This is a genomic window from uncultured Paraglaciecola sp. (genome assembly GCF_963977085.1).
Classification (GTDB): domain Bacteria; phylum Pseudomonadota; class Gammaproteobacteria; order Enterobacterales; family Alteromonadaceae; genus Paraglaciecola.
Map to the genome: position 1 here is coordinate 70,795 of NZ_CAXBNC010000015.1, position 23,459 is coordinate 94,253.

The 23,459-nt window shown below is 39.1% G+C and carries 22 protein-coding genes; 18 read left to right on the forward strand and 4 right to left on the reverse strand.

Features of this window, described 5'->3' with window-relative positions:
• Positions 1-32: 32 nt before the first annotated feature.
• The 15 genes from AAC000_RS16305 (at position 33) to msrA (ending at position 13,822) form a co-directional block, all read left to right on the forward strand.
• Positions 33-821 carry a DUF4097 family beta strand repeat-containing protein gene (locus tag AAC000_RS16305; RefSeq protein ID WP_339724092.1) on the forward strand — a complete coding sequence of 263 codons (789 nt, stop codon included), beginning with the start codon at positions 33-35 and terminating at the stop codon, positions 819-821.
• 466 nt (positions 822-1,287) lie between these two features.
• Positions 1,288-3,201, forward strand: coding sequence for a tRNA uridine-5-carboxymethylaminomethyl(34) synthesis enzyme MnmG (gene mnmG / locus AAC000_RS16310; protein WP_339724093.1), 1,914 nt, complete (start codon positions 1,288-1,290; stop codon positions 3,199-3,201).
• Entirely contained in the window at positions 3,201-3,857 is a 657-nt protein-coding gene (rsmG, locus tag AAC000_RS16315; protein ID WP_339724191.1) for a 16S rRNA (guanine(527)-N(7))-methyltransferase RsmG, read from the forward strand. Before mnmG ends, rsmG begins: the two co-directional genes overlap by 1 nt.
• Positions 3,858-3,933: 76 nt before the next feature.
• Positions 3,934-4,716, forward strand: a complete 783-nt coding sequence (locus AAC000_RS16320) for a ParA family protein (protein ID WP_339724094.1) — start codon at positions 3,934-3,936, stop codon at positions 4,714-4,716.
• Positions 4,717-4,760: 44 nt separating this feature from the next.
• Positions 4,761-5,630 carry a ParB/RepB/Spo0J family partition protein gene (locus AAC000_RS16325; RefSeq protein ID WP_339724096.1) on the forward strand — a complete coding sequence of 290 codons (870 nt, stop codon included), beginning with the start codon at positions 4,761-4,763 and terminating at the stop codon, positions 5,628-5,630.
• A gap of 254 nt (positions 5,631-5,884) precedes the next feature.
• Positions 5,885-6,274: an ATP synthase subunit I gene (locus tag AAC000_RS16330; RefSeq protein ID WP_339724098.1), complete on the forward strand. Its 390-nt coding sequence runs from the start codon at positions 5,885-5,887 to the stop codon at positions 6,272-6,274.
• Positions 6,275-6,329: 55 nt separating this feature from the next.
• Positions 6,330-7,133: a F0F1 ATP synthase subunit A gene (gene atpB / locus AAC000_RS16335; RefSeq protein WP_339724099.1), complete on the forward strand. Its 804-nt coding sequence runs from the start codon at positions 6,330-6,332 to the stop codon at positions 7,131-7,133.
• Between the two features lie 191 nt (positions 7,134-7,324).
• Positions 7,325-7,564, forward strand: coding sequence for a F0F1 ATP synthase subunit C (gene atpE / locus AAC000_RS16340; protein ID WP_293751471.1), 240 nt, complete (start codon positions 7,325-7,327; stop codon positions 7,562-7,564).
• A 46-nt stretch (positions 7,565-7,610) separates the two neighbouring features.
• A complete protein-coding gene (atpF, locus tag AAC000_RS16345) occupies positions 7,611-8,081 on the forward strand; it encodes a F0F1 ATP synthase subunit B (RefSeq protein WP_339724103.1) in 471 nt (156 codons plus the stop codon).
• A gap of 13 nt (positions 8,082-8,094) precedes the next feature.
• On the forward strand, positions 8,095-8,628 hold the full coding sequence (atpH, locus tag AAC000_RS16350; protein WP_339724105.1) for a F0F1 ATP synthase subunit delta: 534 nt from the start codon (positions 8,095-8,097) through the stop codon (positions 8,626-8,628).
• Positions 8,629-8,641: 13 nt separating this feature from the next.
• Positions 8,642-10,183, forward strand: coding sequence for a F0F1 ATP synthase subunit alpha (gene atpA / locus AAC000_RS16355; RefSeq protein WP_339724107.1), 1,542 nt, complete (start codon positions 8,642-8,644; stop codon positions 10,181-10,183).
• 58 nt (positions 10,184-10,241) lie between these two features.
• Complete coding sequence (gene atpG / locus AAC000_RS16360; RefSeq protein WP_339724109.1) at positions 10,242-11,102, forward strand: F0F1 ATP synthase subunit gamma; 861 nt, start codon at positions 10,242-10,244, stop codon at positions 11,100-11,102.
• 31 nt (positions 11,103-11,133) lie between these two features.
• Positions 11,134-12,519 carry a F0F1 ATP synthase subunit beta gene (atpD, locus tag AAC000_RS16365; protein WP_339724111.1) on the forward strand — a complete coding sequence of 462 codons (1,386 nt, stop codon included), beginning with the start codon at positions 11,134-11,136 and terminating at the stop codon, positions 12,517-12,519.
• Positions 12,520-12,652: 133 nt separating this feature from the next.
• Complete coding sequence (locus AAC000_RS16370) at positions 12,653-13,066, forward strand: F0F1 ATP synthase subunit epsilon (protein ID WP_339724112.1); 414 nt, start codon at positions 12,653-12,655, stop codon at positions 13,064-13,066.
• A 171-nt stretch (positions 13,067-13,237) separates the two neighbouring features.
• Entirely contained in the window at positions 13,238-13,822 is a 585-nt protein-coding gene (gene msrA, locus AAC000_RS16375) for a peptide-methionine (S)-S-oxide reductase MsrA (protein ID WP_339724193.1), read from the forward strand.
• A gap of 28 nt (positions 13,823-13,850) precedes the next feature.
• On the opposite strand, the gene AAC000_RS16380 is transcribed toward msrA, so the two are convergent.
• The 3 genes from AAC000_RS16380 to AAC000_RS16390 all read right to left on the reverse strand — a co-directional run bounded on the left by AAC000_RS16380 (position 13,851) and on the right by AAC000_RS16390 (position 19,281).
• A complete protein-coding gene (locus tag AAC000_RS16380) occupies positions 13,851-15,173 on the reverse strand; it encodes a dienelactone hydrolase (RefSeq protein WP_339724114.1) in 1,323 nt (440 codons plus the stop codon).
• Between the two features lie 187 nt (positions 15,174-15,360).
• Positions 15,361-18,315 (reverse strand): response regulator, encoded by a 2,955-nt coding sequence (locus tag AAC000_RS16385; protein WP_339724116.1) that lies wholly within the window; start codon positions 18,313-18,315, stop codon positions 15,361-15,363.
• 357 nt (positions 18,316-18,672) lie between these two features.
• Positions 18,673-19,281 (reverse strand): tRNA-uridine aminocarboxypropyltransferase, encoded by a 609-nt coding sequence (locus tag AAC000_RS16390; RefSeq protein WP_339724117.1) that lies wholly within the window; start codon positions 19,279-19,281, stop codon positions 18,673-18,675.
• 178 nt (positions 19,282-19,459) lie between these two features.
• Between AAC000_RS16390 and AAC000_RS16395 the strand changes: the two genes are divergently transcribed.
• The 3 genes from AAC000_RS16395 (at position 19,460) to AAC000_RS16405 (ending at position 23,079) form a co-directional block, all read left to right on the forward strand.
• A complete protein-coding gene (locus AAC000_RS16395; protein WP_339724118.1) occupies positions 19,460-21,454 on the forward strand; it encodes a hypothetical protein in 1,995 nt (664 codons plus the stop codon).
• A gap of 9 nt (positions 21,455-21,463) precedes the next feature.
• Positions 21,464-21,808: an MGMT family protein gene (locus AAC000_RS16400; RefSeq protein ID WP_339724119.1), complete on the forward strand. Its 345-nt coding sequence runs from the start codon at positions 21,464-21,466 to the stop codon at positions 21,806-21,808.
• Positions 21,809-21,900: 92 nt separating this feature from the next.
• The gene (locus AAC000_RS16405; protein WP_339724120.1) at positions 21,901-23,079 is read left to right on the forward strand and encodes an HD-GYP domain-containing protein; all 1,179 of its coding nucleotides are present in this window, start codon (positions 21,901-21,903) and stop codon (positions 23,077-23,079) included.
• 30 nt (positions 23,080-23,109) lie between these two features.
• On the opposite strand, the gene AAC000_RS16410 is transcribed toward AAC000_RS16405, so the two are convergent.
• A complete protein-coding gene (locus AAC000_RS16410) occupies positions 23,110-23,292 on the reverse strand; it encodes a hypothetical protein (RefSeq protein ID WP_339724122.1) in 183 nt (60 codons plus the stop codon).
• Positions 23,293-23,459 lie beyond the last annotated feature (167 nt).

The following is a 23,459-nucleotide window of genomic DNA, read 5'->3' on the forward strand; positions in this document are numbered from 1 at the left end:
CTCAACAGATTCTAAACACAAAGGATTTTAAAATGAAAATAACTATCAAACCGGCTACCTACCTAAGCGCAGTAGTCCTTTATTTTATTCTGTTTTACTCCACATCTCTTTTTGCAAAAACCTTTAGCGACACATTTAATGTCAATTTGGGTGGCCAATTAAACGTACAAACCGATACTGGCTCTATAAGAGTCGCCACTCATGATGAAACCACCATAGAATTACGCGTTAAAATTGAAAACAGGCAGGGCGATGAATTTGCATACCGCCATGAATTAATTGATGGCAACTTAACCATTATTGGTGAAATTGAGCACAAAAAAGGCTGGGTAAAAAACCTTAAAGTCGAATTTGATCTGCTGATCCCCAAACACTACAACGTAAAATTAAATACTTCGGGTGGCTCTTTAGCTATCGAAGATTTAGTTGGTGAGCTCAGTGCTAACACTTCTGGCGGTTCTATTAAAGTAGGAAACATAGTAGGCGATATTAAATTACGTACTTCAGGCGGTTCAATCACTACAGATAATATAAGCGGTAATATTGATGCTCATACATCAGGTGGAAGCATCAATGTGACTATCGATAAGCAATTAACAAAAAATGCCAAACTGACTACATCGGGAGGCTCAATCACCGCCCATCTCATATCTGATATTCACCTAGATATATATGCATCTACCAGTGGAGGACGAGTGAAAAGTGATTTTGAAATAGATGGCAAGCTAAAAAAAAGGTCGGTTAAAGGATCAATAAATGGTGGAGGTCCAAAATTGACCTTAAAAACCAGCGGCGGCAGTATAAAGATCAAGGAAATATAGTTTCTTTTGATCTTTCCTTTATAAATCAGGATCTAACTGTGAATTTACTGATTTTTGATCACAAGTTACACACAGTTAGATCAAAAGATGTGCTTCCTTGTGGGCAGTTTTATGTATAACTCATGTAAAACTACTTTATATCCACTTAATATAATTTCGAGAAACACCGCCTGTGGATAAAAGCACTGGTTGTACCCACCTTATACCCCTTTGATCAACCTTTATTCACATAGTTACCTTGGCTCTAAATAATTGATCTAAATAGGAAATAGTGAGTTACTAACAGAAAACACCGTGCTTAATAATAGTAATAATAAACAAAGATCTAGAAGATCCTATAAAGATTAAAGAGATCAAAAAACAATTATTGAATAGTTTTTAAGCATTTTACTTAAGCTCATTTCCAGATAGAATGTGCGCCCCATTTTAGACTGGGGTATTGATCATTTAGCTTTTGAGGAAAATCATGTTTTATCAGCAACATTTTGATGTCATCGTTGTCGGTGGTGGCCACGCAGGAACAGAAGCCGCATTAGCCGCTGCACGCATGGGCGCAAGTACTCTTTTGCTAACACACAATATTGAAACCCTAGGGCAAATGTCCTGTAATCCCGCTATTGGTGGTATTGGTAAAGGTCATCTGGTTAAAGAAATAGATGCCTTAGGTGGTGCTATGGCGATGGCAATCGACAAAGCAGGCATTCAATTTAGAACCTTAAATTCGAGTAAAGGACCAGCCGTTCGAGCCACACGCGCTCAAGCTGACAGATCCTTGTACCGAAATGAAATTCGAAAAATTATCGAAAATCAAGAAAACCTCACCTTATTTCAACAATCCTGCGATGATCTGATCGTTGAACAAGATCGCGTTGTTGGTGTGGTGACACAAATGGGTCTCAAATTCCATGCTAAGAGCGTTGTTATCACCGTAGGCACGTTTTTAGGTGGCACCATACATATTGGCATGGAAAACTATAAAGGAGGCCGTGCTGGCGATCCTCCTTCGATCGCACTGGCAGATCGTTTACGTGCTTTGCCTTTTCGAGTTGATCGCTTAAAAACCGGTACACCTGCCAGATTAGATGCCCGAACTCTTAATTTCGATGTAATGCAAAAACAACATGGTGATACACCTGTACCAGTATTTTCATTTATGGGAAAAGCCAGTGACCATCCGCAACAGATCCCCTGTTACGTGACCCACACAAATGAAAAAACTCACGAAATTATTCGTGGTGGATTAGATAGATCGCCTATGTATACTGGGGTTATCGAAGGTATTGGACCAAGATATTGCCCTTCAATTGAAGATAAAATTCATCGTTTTGCCGATAAAAATTCCCATCAAATTTTTGTAGAGCCAGAAGGATTAAACAGTATTGAAGTGTACCCAAATGGTATATCAACCAGTTTACCCTTTGACGTTCAAATGAACTTTGTGCGTTCCATAGTAGGCTTTGAAAATGCACATATTGTGCGTCCCGGTTATGCGATCGAATATGATTTTTTCGATCCTCGGGATCTTAAACAAACCTTAGAAACTAAATTTATCAATGGATTATTTTTTGCTGGACAAATAAACGGCACAACCGGTTATGAAGAAGCGGGCGCTCAAGGTTTAATAGCGGGTGCAAATGCAGCCTTACAGGTGCAACAAAAAGATGAATTTATATTACGCCGTGATGAAGCTTACATGGGGGTATTGATAGACGATTTAGCCACTATGGGCACCAAAGAGCCCTATCGTATGTTTACCAGCCGCGCTGAATATCGTTTATTGTTACGTGAAGACAATGCAGATATTCGATTGACTGCCAAAGGTTATGAAATGGGGTTAGTTGATGAATCAAGATGGAAAGCTTTTAATCAAAAATTAGAAGCCATTGAATTGGAGAGACAAAGGCTAAAATCAACCTGGATTTACCCAAGTCACGAATCAACTAAAGCCTTAAATCTTTTATTGAAAAATCCAGTCACTAAAGAAAATACTTTAGAAGATTTGATCCGTCGTCCAGAAATGACTTATCAAACTTTGATGCAGATCGAGTCTTTTGGACCTGAAATTCAGGACAAACAAGCTGCGGAACAAGTTGAGATCCAAATTAAATATGCTGGATACATAGAACGCCAAAAAGATGAAATTGCTAAAACGTTACGGAATGAAAATACTTTAATACCAATGGATTTTGATTTTAGTCAGATATCAGGTCTCAGCAATGAAGTGGTTGCCAAGTTAACCGATACTCGTCCAGAAACCATTGGTAAAGCGGGAAGAATATCAGGCATCACGCCTGCTGCTGTCTCTTTGCTGTTGGTTTATTTAAAAAAACATGGGTTGTTGGTAGGGTCCAGTACAGATCAAAATAAAGTGTCTGCATGATGAGTGAACAAACTTTATTAGAAAACGAGTTATTAGACATATTAAAAAGTAGTCTGAAAAATTGTGAACTTGCAGTGACTGAACCACAGCAACAACAACTTATTCGATATGTATTAATGATGCATAAATGGAATAAAACCTATAATTTAACCTCTGTTCGAGCACCACAACAAATGGTGCTTAAGCACATTGTTGATTCTATAGTGGTTGCTCCTTTCTTGGATAAAACTCATTATATTGATGTAGGTACAGGCCCCGGACTTCCGGGTATTCCACTGGCTATAATGTGCCCTACTAAACACTTTATTTTGTTAGACAGTTTAGGAAAACGGGTACGTTTTATGAAGCAGGTAGCCTACGAATTAAAAATAGACAATATTCAACCTGTGCAATCAAGAGTTGAAGATTTTGTTCCTAGCGTAGAAATTGATGGAGTATTGAGCAGAGCTTTTGCTTCGTTAAAAGATATGTTGCACTGGTGCCAACATCTGGTAGATTCTCACGGTGTTTTTCTTGCATTGAAGGGACAACTTCCAACAGAAGAATTACAGGAGTTACCTTTAGGATTTACTTTACAAGAAACAATTAAGTTAGACGTACCTGGTCTTGAAGGTGAACGTCATATTGTCAAAATTAAAAAACAATCAGTTGGTTAGAAGTTATTTCCCAGACATTTAAAAATAAATGTCTTTTCTACACTGGTCTTCTAAATAAATTAAGTGGACGATTATTTTGGGCAAAATCATTGCAATTGCTAATCAAAAAGGTGGAGTGGGCAAAACCACAACTGCTGTTAATGTAGCAGCATCAATGGCAGCCACAAAACGCAAAGTATTATTAATTGATCTCGACCCACAGGGTAACGCAACCATGGGTAGTGGCGTTGACAAGTACAACGTCGACAACACCTGTTATGAATTATTGATCGAAGAAAAACCCATAGATCAAGTATTGATCAAAGAAACGTCCGGCAAATATGACCTTATCGCAGGCAACAGTGATATCACTGCCGCCGAGATTAAATTAATGGAAGTATTTGCGCGTGAAGTAAGACTGCGCAATGCATTAGCGCCGGTTAAAAATTATTACGATTATATATTTATTGATTGTCCACCTTCGTTAAACCAACTAACAGTCAATGCAATGGCCGCTGCTGATTCAGTATTAGTCCCTATGCAATGTGAATATTATGCTCTCGAGGGACTCACAGCTTTGATGGATACTATTAAGAAGCTCGCATCTGTGGTTAATCCACAATTAAAAATTGAAGGTGTATTGCGTACTATGTACGATCCCAGAAATAGACTTGCTAATGATGTCTCAGAGCAACTTAAGCGACATTTTGGTGATCAAGTATACAGAACTGTCATTCCCAGAAATGTACGATTAGCTGAGGCGCCTAGTTTTGGAACACCCGCCATGTATTATGATAAATCATCTACAGGTGCCAAAGCCTATTTAGCTTTAGCGGGTGAAATACTAAGACGCAGTAAAGCAAATCAATTACCTAAATAAAATTACTGTAAATAATAAAATTGAAAGAGAAAACTGAGGACAACATGTCGGCTAAAAAAAGAGGTTTAGGTAGAGGACTAGACGCGTTATTGGCAACTAGCCAAACAGGAAAAAGTTCTGATTCAGAGATACCTGAACAAGAAAGTGAGTTACAAAAACTCCCTGTTGAATTTTTACAACCAGGTAAATATCAACCTCGAAATGATATGTCCTCAGAAGCCCTCGAAGATTTAGCCTCATCAATTCGTTCACAAGGCATTATTCAACCCATAGTAGTACGTCGATTATCTGAAGATAAATATGAAATAATCGCTGGTGAAAGACGTTGGCGCGCTTCCCAAATAGCCCAATTGGATGTTATTCCATGCTTAATAAAAGATGTACCTGATGAATCAGCTGTCGCTATTGCTTTAATTGAAAATATTCAACGTGAAGATCTGAATGCGATGGAAGAAGCACAAGCCCTTGATCGCCTAATGGTTGAATTTGAGCTTACTCATCAAGAAGTGGCTACCGCAGTCGGCAAATCCAGAACTACAGTGACTAATTTACTGCGTTTAAACAACCTAAATGATGATGTAAAATTATTGCTAGAACATGGTGATATTGAAATGGGGCACGCTAGAGCTTTATTAGCACTAGAAGGCGATGCCCAAAACGAAGCAGCGCAAACTGTTTCAGGTAAGGGTTTAACAGTACGTGACACTGAAAACTTAGTACGCCGATTATTAGAGCCTGCTAAAGAAAAAGCAGTGGTTAAAGAAGATCCTGACGTGCAACGTTTACAAACTGAATTATCTGAAAACCTTGGTGCACCAGTGAGCATTGCTCACAATGCCAAAGGAAAAGGCAAATTAGTCATAAACTTTTCCAGTCTTGACCAGCTCGATGGGATCCTAGGACATATTAAATAGTTTTAATAAAGATACAAAATGTTAAGTATAATGACTCCCTATTTTGTGATCTTTACAATCTATGTTGAACTTAGGTGCAATAGCTCACTATTTAAAATACCTAGAATCCATTATCCCTATAAAAATAAAGGGTTTATGGGAATGTCCATATTAGTGCTTTTGTGCACCAAACTAGACTTTAGTATTGTAAATCAGCGCCATTAAAGTATACTTTTGGCGCTTTTTGTTAGGGTTTAAATATATCGAGGGTTCAATTGGCAACAAGCTTGGCCCAAGAAGGTCGTCAGTTAGCTAAAAAAGTGCTTTTTTATCAAAGCCTGATTGCCGTTGTGTTAGCCTTTATTTTTACTTTTTATTATGGAAAAAATTCAGGTATATCAGCGCTTTATGGTGGTTTGATATGTGTATTACCTGGGATGATATTTGCCTTCTTAGCGTTTAGATATGCCGGTGCTAACCAAAATAAGTTAGTAGTGCGGAGTTTTAACAAAGGAAGCAAACTTAAATTTATTTTTACGATAGTGTTGTTTGTACTGGTTTATAAATGGTCAAACTTACAACCCTTACCGCTGTTAGTCAGCTATGTCGTAACCTTAATGGCTCAATGGCCAATAATAATTTTAGTCAGTCGCGTTAATCGTTGATATAGGTTAACGAGACCGAATACAGATTTTTAACTTTAAAATTGTGGATGATAAAATGGCAGATACTGGTGGCGAACAAACCATTAGCAGTTACATTCAGCACCACTTAACTAATGCAACAGTAGGTGAAGGTTTTTGGACTTTCCATATTGATACATTGGCTTGGTCGATTGTGTTGGGGTTTGTGTTTATTTTGAGTTTTCGTGCAGTTGCTAAAAAGGCAACTACGGGTGTACCTGGAAAGTGGCAGGCTTGCGTCGAAATTATAGTCGACTTTGTTAACGATACTGTTAAGAGCACCTACCATGGTAAAAGTGCGTTAATCGCACCATTAGCACTGACTATCTTTGTATGGGTTTTGTTGATGAACTTGATGGATTTAATTCCTGTCGATTTCTTACCTTGGTTTGCTGGTCAAATTGGCTATTACGGCTTTGGTGTAGATCCTCACGACGTTTATATGAAAGTCGTACCTACTACTGATGTGAATATGACTTTTGCGTTATCTATCGGCGTATTTGTGCTGATGATTTTCTATTCTATTAAGATAAAAGGCGTAGGCGGATTTTTAAAAGAGTTATATGCTCATCCGTTTAACACCCCTTGGTTATACTGGTTCAACTTTCTTCTTGAAGTTGTGGCGTTGTTGGCTAAGCCGTTGTCATTGTCGTTACGTTTGTTTGGTAACTTATATGCTGGTGAACTTATCTTTATTTTGATTGCAGGCACCATGGGATTATGGCAGTTACCTATACATTTCATTTGGGCCGCATTCCACTTGTTGATTATTCCATTGCAGGCTTTCATATTCATGATGTTAACTATCGTGTATCTGAGCTTGGCGAGTGAAGAACACTAAATTTTCTGGAAAAATTTAGAACGGCTTTAGCCGGCCCGCAGGGTGAAGGGCAGGAAGCACGGAATACTAACTATTCTGGAAAGAATTACACAGCAGTTAGCTGTCCCATTATGGGTAGGCAGGAAGCCTTAAATACAATTTTACTATTTTTTATTTTTTTAATTTTAACTTAAACACAAAGGTGAAAATCTATGGAAATCTTAGGTAATCTATATATCGCAGTTGGTATTTTGATTGGTCTATGTGCATTGGGACCAGCGATTGGTTTCGGTCTTTTAGGTGGTAAATTTCTTGAGTCGGCAGCACGCCAACCTGAGCTTGCAGCTACTCTTCAAGTCAAAATGTTTATCGTAGCGGGTCTTATTGATGCTATCGCGATGATCGGTGTTGCGATCGCTCTTTATATGTTGTTCGTACTTGGTGCTCAATAGTAGTTTACTATTCCTTTCAACGAACTATTAAAGAGGAGTATCGGTCTTGAACATCAATGCCACTCTATTTGGTGAATTAATAGCATTTATATTCTTTGTGTGGTTTTGCATGAAGTATGTATGGCCGCCTATTATCGGCGCTATTGAAGAACGCCAACAAAAAATTGCTGATGGTTTAGCTGCGTCTGAACGAGGTGAGAAAGACCTTGAACTAGCACAAGCTAAAGCCACTGATCAGCTTAAAGAAGCGAAAGCTCAAGCAGCAGATATCATCGAGCAAGCCAAAAAGCGTGGGTCAGCAATTGTTGACGAAGAAACGCAACGTGGCCATTCCGAGCGTGAAAAAATTATCGCTCAGGGATACTCAGAGGTCGAAGCAGAACGAAACCGTACAAAAGAAGAGTTGCGCCAACAAGTCGCAGTTTTAGCTATTGCCGGTGCTGAAAAGATCCTTGAACGTGAAATTGATGCTGCGGCACAAAGTGACATAGTTGCAAAACTTGTCGCTGAACTATAAGGGAGTATGAGCTATGTCTGAATGGACTACTATCGCTCGCCCTTACGCCCAAGCTGCGTTCGATTACGCGGTCGAGAACAAGATCGTTACACAGTGGCAAGAAATGCTGCTGTTTGCTGCTGAAGTATCTAAAAATGAAACAGTTAAATCTTTATTAACTGGTTCAGTAGCAGCAGAAAAACTCGCCGATATTTTTAATGGCGTGTGTGGCGAACAACTCGACCAACAGGGTCAAAATCTTGTAAAGGTTTTGGCTGAAAATAGACGTCTACAAGCGTTTTCTGAAATTTCTGTATTGTTTAATCAGCTTAAAGCTGATTTTGAAAAAGAGATTGATGTTGATATTACTTCAGCAGTCAAACTTAATAAAAAGCAACAAACGGACCTCAGTAAGTCTCTTGAAAAACGTCTGGCACGAAAAGTTAAGCTAAATTGTAGCGTGGATCCTGAACTGGTTGCTGGTGTGCTTATTAAAGCCGGCGACACAGTAATTGATGGTTCACTTCGAAGTAAATTAAACCGTCTATCAGACGCGTTACAAGCATAACGGGGAAAAGAGCATGCAACTGAATTCCACTGAAATTGCAGAACTAATCAAACAACGTATTGAGAAGTTCGAAGTAGTAAGTGAAGCTCGAAATGAAGGAACTATTGTTGGTGTAACCGACGGTATTATCCGTATCCATGGCCTTGCGGACGTAATGCAAGGTGAAATGATTGAGCTTCCAGGTAGTCGTTACGCTATCGCATTGAACTTAGAGCGTGACTCTGTAGGTGCGGTAGTTATGGGTCCTTACGCTGACTTACAAGAAGGCGTAAAAGTAAAATCTTCTGGACGTATCTTAGAAGTACCAGTAGGTCGTAGCCTACTTGGTCGTGTTGTTAACACACTAGGTGCTCCTATCGATGGCAAAGGCGCTATTGATGCTGATGGTTTTGAACCTATAGAAAAAATTGCACCGGGCGTTATCGAACGTCAATCGGTCGACCAACCTATTCAAACTGGTTATAAATCAGTTGATGCCATGATCCCAGTAGGTCGTGGACAACGTGAATTGGTTATCGGTGACCGTCAAACCGGTAAAACTGCTTTAGCCATTGATGCCATCATCAATCAAAAAGATTCTGGTGTTAAATGTGTATATGTAGCGATTGGCCAAAAAGCCTCAACTATCGCAAACGTTGTACGTAAATTAGAAGAGCACGGCGCTATGGGTCACACCATAGTAGTAGCTGCTTCTGCATCTGAATCAGCAGCATTACAATACTTGGCACCTTACTCTGGTTGTACCATGGGTGAGTACTTCCGTGACCGCGGTGAAGATGCGTTGATCGTATATGATGACTTGTCTAAGCAAGCCGTTGCGTATCGTCAAATTTCACTATTGTTACGTCGTCCGCCAGGTCGTGAAGCGTATCCTGGAGATGTTTTCTATCTTCACTCGCGTCTTCTAGAACGTGCTGCACGTGTAAATGATAAATATGTTGAGCGTTACACTAAAGGTGAAGTAACAGGTAAAACAGGTTCATTGACTGCCTTACCTATTATTGAAACCCAAGCAGGTGACGTATCAGCTTTTGTACCTACTAACGTAATTTCAATTACCGATGGTCAAATCTTCCTTGAGACTGATTTGTTCAACGCTGGTATCCGTCCTGCGGTTAACGCCGGTATTTCGGTTTCTCGTGTTGGTGGTGCAGCGCAAACTAAAATCATCAAGAAGTTAGGTGGCGGTATCCGTCTAGCCCTAGCTCAGTATCGTGAATTGGCGGCGTTTTCGCAGTTTGCTTCTGACCTTGATGACGCCACACGTGCTCAACTAGAGCATGGTGAGCGTGTAATGGAATTAATGAAGCAAAACCAATACGCACCACTTTCGGTTGCGGATATGGGTGTTTCATTGTTTGCTGTTGAGAAAGGTCACTTAAAAGGTGTTGAACTAGATAAAATTCTAGATTTTGAAGCCTCTTTACACTCTTTTATGAACAGTGAATATAGCGAGCTGATGAACACTATCAACGCTACAGGTAATTTCGACAAAGAGATTGAAGCCACCCTCAATGAAGCTTTAGATAAATTTAAAGCAACACAAACGTGGTAATCAATTAGACCACTACCTTTGTAGTGGTCACTATGTTGAATAATCGGAGATAGAGTTTATGGCTAGCGGTAAAGAGATAAAAGGTAAGATCGGCAGTATTAAAAATACGCAGAAGATTACCAGCGCTATGGAAATGGTTGCAGCGTCTAAAATGAAAAAGGCGCAAGATCGTATGGCTTCAAGCCGTCCATATGCTGAGAATATTCGCAGCGTAATCGGTCACCTAGCAAACGCTAACCTTGAATATCGCCATCCTTATTTGGAAGACCGCGAAGTAAAACGCGTTGGTTATATCGTGATTTCTACTGACCGTGGATTATGTGGGGGCTTAAACTCCAACGAATTCAAACTGGTTGTGAAAGATGCGAAAAAATGGCAAGAACAAGATGTTCAAGTCGATTTTGCTGCACTAGGTGCTAAGTCTGTTGCATTCTTTAACCGTTTTGGTGGCAGTGTTTTAGCCGCTGAGTCAGGTTTAGGTGATGCGCCAACCGTCAATGAAATCATTGGTTTGGTGCGCATTATGTTGGATGCATTTAACGACGGCAAAATAGACCGTTTATATTTGGTATTTAATAAGTTTGTAAATACCATGGCGCAAGAGCCGCAGATCGATCAATTGTTGCCTTTGCCTAAATCTGACGAAAAAGAATTACAACACCGTTGGGACTACATATACGAACCAGATCCAAAACCTATCCTAGATATGTTGTTGGTTCGTTTTATTGAGTCTCAAGTATATCAAGGTGTAGTTGAAAATGGTGCCTCTGAGCAAGCAGCTCGTATGGTCGCTATGAAAGCAGCTACCGATAACGCAGGTGACATCATAGATGACTTGCAATTGATATATAACAAAGCACGCCAAGCAGCAATCACACAAGAAATCAGTGAGATTGTAAGCGGCGCTGCAGCGGTCTAGGCAATGGTTTTAGAATTTAAGAGGAATTAACATGAGTCATGGTAAGGTCGTCCAAATAATTGGCGCCGTAGTGGATATCGAATATCCACAAGATTCGGTTCCAAAAATATATGACGCATTGCGAGTTACCGAAGGTGATTTGCAAGGTTTGACCCTGGAAGTACAACAGCAATTAGGTGGTGGCGTTGTACGTACCATTGCAATGGGTTCCACTGACGGTTTACGTCGTGGCCTAGCGGTTGAAAACAGTGGTGCAGCCATTCAAGTCCCAGTTGGTACAGCCACATTAGGCCGTATCATGGATGTATTGGGTAACCCAATTGACGAAGCAGGTCCTATTGGTGAAGAAGAGCGTATGTCTATTCACCGTGAAGCGCCTACTTATGAAGAACAATCAAGTTCAGTTGAACTACTAGAAACAGGCATCAAAGTTATCGACTTGGTTTGTCCGTTCGCTAAAGGTGGTAAAGTTGGATTGTTCGGTGGTGCCGGTGTAGGTAAAACCGTTAATATGATGGAACTCATTCGTAACATCGCTATCGAGCACAGCGGCTACTCAGTATTTGCTGGTGTAGGTGAGCGTACTCGTGAAGGTAATGATTTCTATCACGAAATGAACGAATCAAACGTACTAGACAAAGTATCGCTAGTTTACGGCCAAATGAATGAGCCTCCAGGAAACCGTTTACGTGTTGCCTTGACTGGTTTGACTATGGCTGAAAAATTCCGTGATGAAGGTCGTGACGTATTGTTCTTCGTAGATAACATCTACCGTTATACCCTAGCTGGTACAGAAGTATCTGCACTACTAGGTCGTATGCCGTCAGCAGTAGGTTATCAGCCTACCCTAGCTGAAGAAATGGGTGTACTTCAAGAACGTATCGCTTCAACTAAGACTGGTTCTATCACATCTATCCAAGCGGTATACGTACCTGCGGATGATTTGACCGATCCCTCACCTGCAACCACCTTTGCTCACTTAGATGCAACTGTTGTATTGTCACGTGATATCGCGTCTTTGGGTATTTACCCTGCGGTTGACCCACTTGATTCTACTTCACGTCAACTTGACCCATTAGTTATTGGTCAAGAACACTACGATACTGCTCGTGGTGTGCAATCTGTATTGCAACGTTATAAAGAATTAAAAGATATCATCGCTATCTTAGGTATGGATGAACTCTCTGAAGAAGATAAGCTTTCTGTATCACGAGCTCGTAAAATTCAGCGTTTCTTGTCACAACCTTTCTTCGTAGCAGAAGTATTTACTGGTTCACCTGGTAAGTACGTTTCTTTGAAAGACACTATCAGTGGATTTAGCGGTATCTTGAATGGTGAGTTTGATCACCTTCCAGAGCAAGCTTTCTACATGGTTGGTTCTATCGAAGAAGCAAGCGAAAAAGCTAAAAATATGTAATTCTCGGCCCATTTAGTCCGGACTCGTTGTCGGAAGTGCTCAAGTATACATATACATTGTGCACTTCCTCTCTAGACTCCAAACTAAATGGACTCGAAAAACATGTTTTAAGGATCCTATTTAGGAGGTTTTTATGGCAATGACCGTACATCTAGACGTAGTAAGCGCTGAAACCAGTATTTTTTCTGGGTTAGTCGAAGCTATTCAGATTACAGGTAGTGAAGGTGAGCTAGGGATCCATCCTGGACATGCACCTTTATTAACTACTCTGTTACCTGGTATGGTACGTCTAGTTAAGCAATTCGGTGATGAAGAAAATATTTACATCAACGGTGGTGTGCTAGAAATACAACCTGGTACAGTGACTGTTTTGGCCGATACCGCTATTCGTGCAGAAGACTTAGACGAACAAGCAGCACTTGACGCGAAAAAACGCGCTGAAGAGCATATCGCTAATCCAACAGCTGATTTTGAATATGCTGAAGCAGCAATTGAGCTAGCTGAAGCAATTGCCCAGTTAAGGTTAATCCAAAAACTGCGTAAGTAATTGAAACTTCAGTAACTGTTTCATGTGAAACAATTTTAAAACCCAGCCTAAGTGCTGGGTTTTTTGTTTCAATCATCAGTAAAATTGAAAGTTTGTTCGGCAATTTTGGTCTTATTTCTTAGTATCAGTGTATTGAAAAGTTAATGAATAATAGAGGACTTCCTAGTGAAAATTAAATTATTGCTACCTTTACTGGCCCTACTCGCTTTACATGCATCCCAGGCAATCGCCGATAAAGCTATATTCGCAGGAGGATGTTTTTGGTGTATGGAATCGGACTTTGAAAAACTTGAAGGGGTAACGGATGTTATTTCTGGGTTTACTGGCGGTGACTTAAAAAATCCCACTTACAACGGAAACCATAGCGGTCATTATGAAGCCGTTGAAATAACTTACGATCCAACAAAAGTCACTTATCAGGGCTTACTTGATCACTATTGGGTGAACATCGACCCATTTGATGATCGTGGCCAATTTTGTGATAAAGGATTGAGTTATCTAAGCGCCATATTTGTTGAAAATGATACCCAAAGAACACTGGCTAAAGCATCTAAGCAAAAAGTAATAGCTCAATTTCCAAAACAAAAAGTCGTGACACCTATTTTACCCTTCACTACTTTTTATCCTATTAGAGGTGATGAAAGTTATCACCAGGACTACTACAAAAATAATCCTGTTAGATACAAACTCTATCGTTGGAATTGCGGTCGTGATCAGCGGCTAAAAGAAATTTGGGGAAACAAAGTCAGCCACTGATTTTAGTTGTATCGAAATGGGCCTTTAGTTATTCACCTTGGCCCAATTTTTCAAATCTTAAACCTTTAGCAGTTCCTTTATTAAAGCCTTTCCAGTGACTGTGATCTGCTTTAGGTTGGCCTGCCTTATCCATACTCCATACCCCATCATTTGAATGGGTTACTAGGTTGAAGTAAGGATCCATATGGGTATTGTCTTTTAAATACTTTTCTAACCATGCAGTAACAAAGTGTTGGGATATATTATTCATGCGTACAGTGTCCCAAACTGCATCTGTGTAGTGATCGCTAATGGCGAATCCCAGTTCCTCATCATAGACAAAAGATTCCTCTGGCGCTGGCATAGGTGCTCCTGCGCTATGATTAGCATTATCAAAGGTCAATAATGCCCTATCGACCTTAGTGGTGGCTTGCCAGATGCTGCGAATACCTTTTTCGTAGCCTGATATATCATCAACCGAACCCGCGACAAAGAACATGGGGATTTTAACCCCTTTTAATGTGGTTTGATCCCAAACACCATAATTCATTCCCCAAGGTGCAAAAGCGATGACAGTTTTGAGTCGTGGATCAGGATATTTGGGTGTTTGCTCTGGGTTTTGGTGTATGGCTAATGCCTTATTTGGTAGACCCCATGGGTAATCGACTGCTTGTTGAGTGACCCCTCCACCAGCCGAGATAACAGCACCATAGCCTCCCATAGAATAACCAATTAAAGCAGTGTTTTGGGGGTTAACTAATTCAAATAAAAATGACGACTTATCTTTTGACTTTAGTTGTATTTGATCAAGGGTAAATAGTTGATCCAGAGGTCGATTGACTAAAGTAGAACCAAATGCAGCTTTAGTGCGATAGGTTGAATCTGTGTGGTCGATTGAAACAACTACATAACCTTTTGAAGCAATATTTTCAGCTAAATGTGACAGTAAAAAGCGATTGCCTGGATAACCATGTGAAATTATAACAAGGGGAAACTGTTGGGATGTTTGAATAGGATTGGCATCTCGAACCGCTTTACCTTTTATTGCCACTTTGGTTTTACCATCTCTTAAGTAAACATCTAAAGTAGTGTTCCCCTTACTATTTGCGGCAGCTGGATACCAAATTTCCAGAGTTAAAGGACGATCATATCTAGGGAGGTTATTTGGTTTCGAAGCATCGAACTTTGCGATGTCAATCTGCTGAGAATGAACAACTTTTAAGGTTCTTACACCTATAGCATATTGTCCATAAGCGGCTAAGTCAGGTGCGTCAGGGCGCTGTGTATCGATTCGGTTTTCTGAGAAACAGGTTGTGCTGACACTACTAATTATGACCAACAATAAACTTCTTTTTAAAACCTCATAAAACATACTTAGATTCTTAAATTAAAATAGACTTAGTGGTTACAGTAAGATGTTTTATTCAAATTTACTAGTTTGTTTAGATGCTTATATTGGATTACTAATAAGTGATAAACACTAGTCCACAAATTGTGACTGACAGTTAGCTGAGCTTTTATCTATATCGCCTAAGATATTATTTTGATTGGTCTTTTAACTAGAGTTCATTGATTAAATTGGGTTGTATAGTCGCCTTTAGTTCTGTTATATGTGCAGCAATGATATCTAGCTGGGGTGAATATTGCTGGGACTCTACATTTCCTTGTTTGATAATATTTTCTAAGGTTTTAAATGCCATTTCTGACTGCACCATTGCACATCTATAACAACCGGGAAAAAACTTATACAAATGCACAAGGGCGCTGTTAATTTCATTGTTATCAAGGGCAGAGGTTAAATCCTTAAGTGTTTGCTGAGAATGTTCAATTAGATCAAAAATTGCTCTTAATAACTGTTCAACACTATTATGATGTTTAATTATGCCTTGTGCGATATCTACACCAGGCAAATCAATACAGTGTTGTGTTAACGCTATGACCTTAGGTAATTCGTAGGTCACCGCTATTTCGTCATCTTGCAGGGCACAATGTTCAATATCAGCAAATTTTTGGCCGATAATATCAAAGCCGAAGGAGCCAGCAGAGCCTCTTATTCTATGGGCTATTTCGCTGATAATGGTCAAGTCACCTTGTTCTAAGGCTTTTTGTAAACTCACTATCTGGTCTCGTAAATCTAGCTGATAGTCTTTTATTAGCTTCAGCATATCACCTTGCTGAAGTGGACCATCAATTTCACCTTGTTTATTAAGGTAAAGGGATAATTTACTAATAAAGGAATGACGAGCAATAGGCTTAGCTAAATGATCAGAAAATCCCAGACGTATATAATGCTCGATTTCATGCTTCATATTATTGGCGGTTAGTGCAATGACTGGGGTGTAATTTCCAGCTGCTCTAATTTGTTTTAGTGCTTCGGTACCATCCATTTGTGGCATATGAATATCAAGCAAAATTAAGTCGAATTTTTGGTAGAAAATTGTCTCTAACGCTTGTTTACCATTTTCAACTTCAGTCACTGTAATATTCATGCGTTTTAACAATATAGCAATCAGTTCACGATTATTAGGATGATCGTCTGCGAGTAACACTTTATTGCCAACAAAATTGGGCAAAGCGGTCGGCAGAACTGACTTAGTGGGTGTTGATTGCCATATGTCTTCCACATTATTTATCCAAGGTGAGTCTTGCACTACATCTAGATCAATAATTAAGGTGAAGGTTGACCCTTTTCTTGGTGCACTTTCTACATAAATATCGCCACCTAAGCCATTAGCTAAGCGCCGTGAAATACTCAGCCCTAAACCCGTTCCACCCAAACGTCTATTGATAGAACAGTCTGCTTGAATAAAGGGTTGAAATAGTTTTTCCTGCTGCTGGACTGAAATGCCCTCTCCAGAATCTTTCACTTGTATTTGTAAACGATTATCGAGCAGACTGACCGATAAACCGACGTAACCTTGCTCTGTAAACTTAATTGCATTATTGGTTAGGTTAAATAAAATTTGCTTTAAACGTGTTGGGTCGGTATTAATTTGAGAAGGAAGTGGATACTTGTATTCCAAATGAAATGCCAAGCCTTTATCTCTGGCTCGCTTACCTACTACCGACTCGATTTGCGCCAATACTGAAAACAAAGGTGTTGGTATGGATTCGAAGTCGAGTTTGTTGGCTTCTATTTTACTGATATCCAATATGTCATTAATAACGCTTAATAAATGGTTGCCATTTTCTGCAATAATTTTTATCACACGCTCTTGTTCAGCTTTATCTATATCACCCAATAAAATGCCGTCGGCATAACCAATTATAGACGTTAAAGGGGTGCGAATTTCATGACTCATTGTTGCTAAAAAACGCCCTTTTGCGTTACTTGCATCGACTAAATCGCTATTGGTTTGTTCTAACTGATAATTGGCTTCTCTGAGTTTCACTGTGCGTTCTTGTACGGTATTTTCTAAGGTTGCCGTTAGTTGCTTGTTTTTGACTGTTAACAGTCTTACCTGAGCGGCCAAGGCAAAAGCTAACAACAAACTATCTGCAGAATTACCAATAAGTCCTAACAAATAGATATTAACGTTTAACCCGGGTAACACCCCAAAGTTCATCAAATTGCCTACCATGTTAGGAAGGATGACTGACAACAGCGCAAATACGAAATATTTAGCCGGTGAATAACCACTGGTCCAACGTTGTATACCAGAGTACATACCCAATATGCACACTACCGAGGTAAAAAATGAAGCCAGATATAAACCTATTCCTTGGTCATAAAAAGCAAAGGGCAATGAAATAGCAGCAAACAAGGCAGTCATTTTAAATATTTTGGCTATTTTGGGAGTAGATTCGTCCAAACGTAAAAACTGTAGAGTAAATAAACTAGAAAAAACAGCGCCTATTATGAAGGCTGGCATTAACCAATGTGCTGAGCTACCTAGCCCAACATATTCAGGTACACCAAATACCGCTGCCCACCCTGAGCCATAGACAAGGGTCGCTAATGCATAAGTTAAATACTGGATATCGCGAGTACTAAAAAATATGAAGAGGTTATATATACCCAGAGCTAAACAAATCCCTAAGCTTAAAAGTAATATAACGTTCTCTAATTGAAACAATTGCTCTGCTTGCCCATAAGGTTTAATCAAAATTTTAATAGGCGCAAAAAAATAATCACTTTCAAATAACATCAGCAAGGTTTTACGTTGACCTGGTAATATTTCGATTTTGCTACCGTAGTGAAAGTCCTGTTGATTATTAAATCCGTGACCTGTTTTAACCGATCTTTCGCTGTGAGCGTCGCTTAACCCAATAATTTCGATACTTTGCACTACTGAGCCATAGGGATACACAAACCATTCACTTTGTTGGGTATCGTTGAAAATTTCAAACACTGCGAGATACTTGTCTCCCGATGTTCCCGTGGTGGTGTGTTCAGTTAAGGTGTTTAACCATGAGTCGAGTTGGTCTAATCGAGTGGGAAGTGTGATTGTTTTATCTTTAAGTGAAAAATAGTGAATATCTTCACTGATATTTTGATTGTTAATATGACTCAAATCAAAACTAACAATATTGTTATGTGACGTTAAGCTCCCATGTGCCGTCACATAAAAACACAAGGATACAAAAAAAATAAAAAACTTAAACGGTTTCAAAAAAATACCAAATATGAAGCAAGCCGCTGATTATAATTTGAAACAACAAAATACATCTAGTCTGTCTTAGTTAATTAATGTGGTATGGAAACATGCCATATAGATTAATTAAGTCAAACTTTAGATGGTGATTATTTTATTTTGTGACACTTTTCATTTGAGAATTTATAAAATAATTGCACTAGGCTGTGCTTCTTTTACTCATAACTACCGAATTGCCGACACTTGAGATTATTCACCCTGCTCCATTACATAAACTTATTTATTTTGTAGAAAACATTGAGTTTGCATTTTTAAGAACAGAGTATGTAAGGATGAACAATCTATGCTGTGAGTAAATTCGAGTACATAAGCCACAGACTCCAGTGTTGAAAGGCTGCTTTGCTGAGTTGTATGTCGTATGTGATATTGGTTTTTGGGTGGATTAGCAAAGTGCCAACTGCTGCATAATTGTAACCAGGGGTTGAGGTGCCAAATTTTCAAGGCCTTTCGCCACGACGCATCAATAAAGATTACATTATGATTGACGGGGAAATTTTCGGCTTTTTGAACTTGGGAGCAAACAGATTCAAGCGAAGTGCTGTGTGGATGAGGGTAAAATACACTGTAATCTTGCGGTTGCCGAATGACGTCTTTAACAAATTCTTCCCAGTCTTCAGGGGTTTCACCTTGCAAAACGGTAATATTTGCGACGCCTAAAGCTAGCAACTTAACAGTATTTTTTGCATGTTTTGCTTCTTTAGGGTGCTGCAAAATAATGATGTTAAGTGGCACATCTATGGGATGTACCCAAGCACATAAACAGGTGCTTTGGGGATAGCTACAGTTTGTACAAACCTGTCTTTTGGAAGATTTTAAACTTGTCATTTTCTTGAAAATTTTTCCCCGACTGAAACTTATGCTTGGTGTTTGTGAGTTGGCTTGTTAAATTTACTGAACAAAGTCGTATGTGGTTATTTTCGACACTCTTTAACAAAAATTATATGCTCATGGGAAATTAGTTTGACTAAATTAGCACGCTGTTTATCTACCTTAAGGTTTTCCCATGCCATTTAACAACAAAGTTGATTACATGCCAAATCAACCGTTTTCTAATCAAGGTTTAGATCCATCAGATACCCAACATAAAAGCTTTCAAAAGCGCAAGTGGCAGGTATTGATTGGAACATTTTTATTGATTTTGATTATTGCCAATGCAGTGATTTGGAGTCAATCGTCCATCTTCCAAAGCCAAGCTATCTTGCATTTTTCCTATACATCACAAACAGAAAATTCACTTTCTGAGCTAGCCGAAAGGCAAATTACCCTGCATCAGCAAAGATTAAAGAGTAACAGTGTCTTGAGCTTAGTTACTGACGAGCTTGAAAAGAGTCAGATGTTAAGCATTAATCAACAAACACTTTTTGATGCGCTGACAGCAGAAGCGAGTTTAACTGGGCGTATTATTACACTAAAAGCTACGGGCACCGAGCCAGAAATTCTTAAACCTATGTTAGATGCTTGGGTAAACGTGTATCTGAAATTAGTTGAGACTGAAACCCAAGCGAACAACTTTGAGGACTTACAGGTTGCAGATGAACGCTTACAATTATTGGAAGTAAAAATAGCCGAACAACAACAACGGCTACAAATTTTTGCCAATGAAAATAATATTACGTCCCTAGAAAGAGATGAAAATAGAGCCTTAAGTCAGACTAAAAACTTAGGTGCTAATCTCGATAAAGCCTTAGCTGATGAGTCACAAGCGCAAGCGTTGCTCAATAGTTTGCTTGAAGCCACTAATGACGGACAAACTATTATTAAACCAGCAGACAAAGCGAAAATAGATGCAACAAAGAATAGTATTCGAGAGATCAATATTCACTTGTCTGAATTATCTGAAAAGTATACCCAGGCCTATTTAGAGCGTGATCCGGCTATTGTAGCTAAGCAGAAAAAACTACAGAAATTGCAGATCTTGTTGGATGAGCAAATCAAAACTAGCAAAGTGGATTATTTACAGGATGTAAAACGCGATTTAAGCGCCGCTAAAGGCAAAGTGCAGCAGATGAGTGCCCAGCTTGTTGAGCAAAATAAAATAGCTCAAGAGTTTAGTCAAAATCTCGAGCAATATAAAAGACTAGACGATGAATTAAAGGCACTGCAAACTCAAGCTCAAAAGCTAAAAAATCAACAAGTAGCCCAAGAAGTGTCAAAACCCTTTGATGCTAAGGTTACATTGCTAGAGTCTGCGTTTTATCCTGATTATGCTATTGGGCCAAACTACTCATTTAATAGTCTGGTAAGTTTAGTTGTCGCTGCAATTGTAGCCATATTAGCATTATTGCTGTTTAGTTTTATTTTCAAGCAAAAAGCCCCAAGTACCTCTAGTCATTTTGTGGTGATCCCTGGGCAGGCTGGCGCCACTGATTACGCAAATTTAGGGTATGAGAAACAAGGGCAGATTGCCGCTCCCGACCCTCGTTTAACAGCACCGCCTGTTGGCTTGCCTGCAGCTGCTCCTGAAGTGTTACGTTTATTAAGCATAGATGAATGTCAGTTACTTTATTCTGTTGCTAATAACCAAGGTAAAGCTTTGGTAGGCCTGATTTTAAGCGGAGTCAATCTTGATGAAGTATTGCTTTTAGAGAAGGCTAATTTCAGCCAAAACTATGAGATGTTACAAATAGATAATCAGTTCTCCCGTGCTATTAGCATTCAAAAAGAACTGGCTGAAGCGCTACAAGCACTTTGCAAGCACCTAACAGATGAGCAAACAATTTGGACGAATATTAAAAGTTTAGAAGACTTAACCCAGCTTTTGGTGAATATTGGCCATGACGCTCAAGTGACTTTTCCTGAGCAATTGTCTCTCAAAGTATTGCGACATACTTATTTGACTTACTTAGCGAGTTTAGGGGCAAGACTTAATGATATTGAACAACTTGCTGGATATACCTCACCAAGTGACTTAGCGCTTTATCGCAATGTGAACAAACAAGGCAAATTGTATGATTTAGAATTGCTCCAAATACAATATCCTTTTGTTGTAACAAGTTGAATGGTAGTAATGTCTGGGCATCCTCACTACGCTAAAATTTGGCGAACTGTGCAGCTTATTCCTATAGGTAAAGTGGCAAGTTATGGACAAATTGCTGATTTAGCCGGGTTACCTGGGCGAGCTAGGTTAGTCGGTAAGTCTTTAGGTTACGTGCCAAAAAATTTAGAGGTGCCTTGGTATAGAGTGTTGCGTGCTAACGGGCAAATTGCATTTCCCAAAGGTTCTGAGCAATCACAACTACAAACTGGTTTATTACAACAAGAAGATGTCGCTGTTTTTAATAATCGTGTCAAACTGAAACTATTTCAATGGCAGCCAAATTTGGAAGAAATGCTATGGAAATTAGAGTTTTAGCACAATTCACATGATCGTTAATCTTGCTCTCAACGGGTAAATCAGATATTTTATTCACTATATTTTAACTTTAATTACATGAGATATTAACTGTGCTAAAAACTTTTGATATAGACGATCTTGAAGAAGGGATGTTCGTTGACTCTATAGCAAAACAACAAGGCACGTTTAAGATCACCAGTCGTGGAAGGGTGAATTCAACAGACGCAATAAAGCAGCTCAAAAAGAAAGGGATTTTGTCTGTGGTTGTGGATATGAGTAAACAACTAAAGCCTAAAGTTGTTGAGCCTGAATTACCTGCTGAAGTGCCTGAAGTTCCAGTTGAAATCTCCTTTGAAGAAGAACTTGAAGTCGCAACTAAACTTCATAAGAAAGGTAAACAAATACAAAAGACAATGTTAGAAAGTATAGGTAAAAATTTACCTATCGACATTGCCATACCAGAAGCCTTTACCAACAATCTTGTCTCCTCTATTGACCGCAATCCAAATGCCCTGATGTGCATGACAAAAATTCGCGAGAAAGACACTTATTTATTAGAACATTCATTAAACGTGGCTATTTTGCTCGCCAACTTTGGTTCCCACGTTGGTTTAGCGGAAGAGCAAGTGCAAGAATTAGCCCTATCGGGGTTTTTACACGATATTGGTAAAATTAAAATACCTGACGAAATATTACATAAGCCTGGGCGTTTGAATGATCAAGAAATGACTATTATGAAGGACCACGTGTATTACGGTACTAAAGTACTGATTGAAATGGGGATCCCCGAATCAATAGTTGAAACAATTGGCCAGCACCATGAAAGGCTAGATGGTTATGGGTATCCTGATGGTTTGCGGGGTGATGAAATTACCCAATTTGGGCGTATGATTGCCATAGTAGACACCTATGATGCGATAACAGCAGATCGCTGTTATAAGGTCGGCATGTCATCTAAAAAAGCGTTACAAATTTTGGTACATGATGCACCAGAAAAATACGATCAAGGCTTAGTAAAACAATTTGTGCAATGTATCGGAATTTTCCCCGTTGGTAGTTTGGTTAAACTCAACAACGAAAAAATCGCTATGGTACTTAAGCAACATCCAGTACACGGCACCAAACCCGTAGTGAAAGTATTTTATTCAATACGAGGCAACCATTATTTAGAGCCAAAAGAGTTAAATTTAGCGACAACCAGCAATGGTGTAAAGATTGTTGATGCAGTCATCGCAAGCGACTTCAAGCTCGATTTCAACAAATATTTTAGCGAATCAATTGTGGTTTAGCGCGACAATTTCTAAAGCTCTGCAATCAATTCAATTATTCTTCACTTCATTTAATATGATCTTAAGCTGATCAGTCGTGACATCAGAGGGGCATACCCCTTTGTTGACTAATTCTTCACGAATACACTCTGGATCATTAGAAGAAAAGCGAGAAGTATTTTTTTGCACGTATCGCGTTAATTTTTGCTGCAATTTTCGAGTTAAACAAGACATCTGTACATCTTAACCAGTTAAAGGTGAACTATAATTTATGGGTATACATAAGAAATTTATATAACACATCTTAATTTCTATACTTTAAATTATAATCAAAAACTGAGCCAACAAAATTTTAACAATATAATTCAATAAGATAGACGATTTAGTATTTTTACTAACAC

Excerpts from the sequence above, each read along its gene's own strand:
- mnmG (WP_339724093.1), top strand. The coding sequence starts at position 1,288 with ATGTTTTATCAGCAACATTTTGATGTCATCGTTGTCGGTGGTGGCCAC.
- atpH (WP_339724105.1), top strand. The coding sequence starts at position 8,095 with ATGTCTGAATGGACTACTATCGCTCGCCCTTACGCCCAAGCTGCGTTC.
- AAC000_RS16380 (WP_339724114.1), bottom strand. The coding sequence starts at position 15,173 with ATGTTTTATGAGGTTTTAAAAAGAAGTTTATTGTTGGTCATAATTAGT.
- AAC000_RS16305 (WP_339724092.1), top strand. The coding sequence starts at position 33 with ATGAAAATAACTATCAAACCGGCTACCTACCTAAGCGCAGTAGTCCTT.
- AAC000_RS16395 (WP_339724118.1), top strand. The coding sequence starts at position 19,460 with ATGCCATTTAACAACAAAGTTGATTACATGCCAAATCAACCGTTTTCT.
- atpB (WP_339724099.1), top strand. The coding sequence starts at position 6,330 with ATGGCAGATACTGGTGGCGAACAAACCATTAGCAGTTACATTCAGCAC.
- AAC000_RS16400 (WP_339724119.1), top strand. The coding sequence starts at position 21,464 with ATGTCTGGGCATCCTCACTACGCTAAAATTTGGCGAACTGTGCAGCTT.
- AAC000_RS16370 (WP_339724112.1), top strand. The coding sequence starts at position 12,653 with ATGGCAATGACCGTACATCTAGACGTAGTAAGCGCTGAAACCAGTATT.
- atpD (WP_339724111.1), top strand. The coding sequence starts at position 11,134 with ATGAGTCATGGTAAGGTCGTCCAAATAATTGGCGCCGTAGTGGATATC.
- atpA (WP_339724107.1), top strand. The coding sequence starts at position 8,642 with ATGCAACTGAATTCCACTGAAATTGCAGAACTAATCAAACAACGTATT.
- AAC000_RS16325 (WP_339724096.1), top strand. The coding sequence starts at position 4,761 with ATGTCGGCTAAAAAAAGAGGTTTAGGTAGAGGACTAGACGCGTTATTG.
- atpE (WP_293751471.1), top strand. The coding sequence starts at position 7,325 with ATGGAAATCTTAGGTAATCTATATATCGCAGTTGGTATTTTGATTGGT.
- atpG (WP_339724109.1), top strand. The coding sequence starts at position 10,242 with ATGGCTAGCGGTAAAGAGATAAAAGGTAAGATCGGCAGTATTAAAAAT.
- rsmG (WP_339724191.1), top strand. The coding sequence starts at position 3,201 with ATGAGTGAACAAACTTTATTAGAAAACGAGTTATTAGACATATTAAAA.
- AAC000_RS16390 (WP_339724117.1), bottom strand. The coding sequence starts at position 19,281 with ATGACAAGTTTAAAATCTTCCAAAAGACAGGTTTGTACAAACTGTAGC.
- AAC000_RS16410 (WP_339724122.1), bottom strand. The coding sequence starts at position 23,292 with ATGTCTTGTTTAACTCGAAAATTGCAGCAAAAATTAACGCGATACGTG.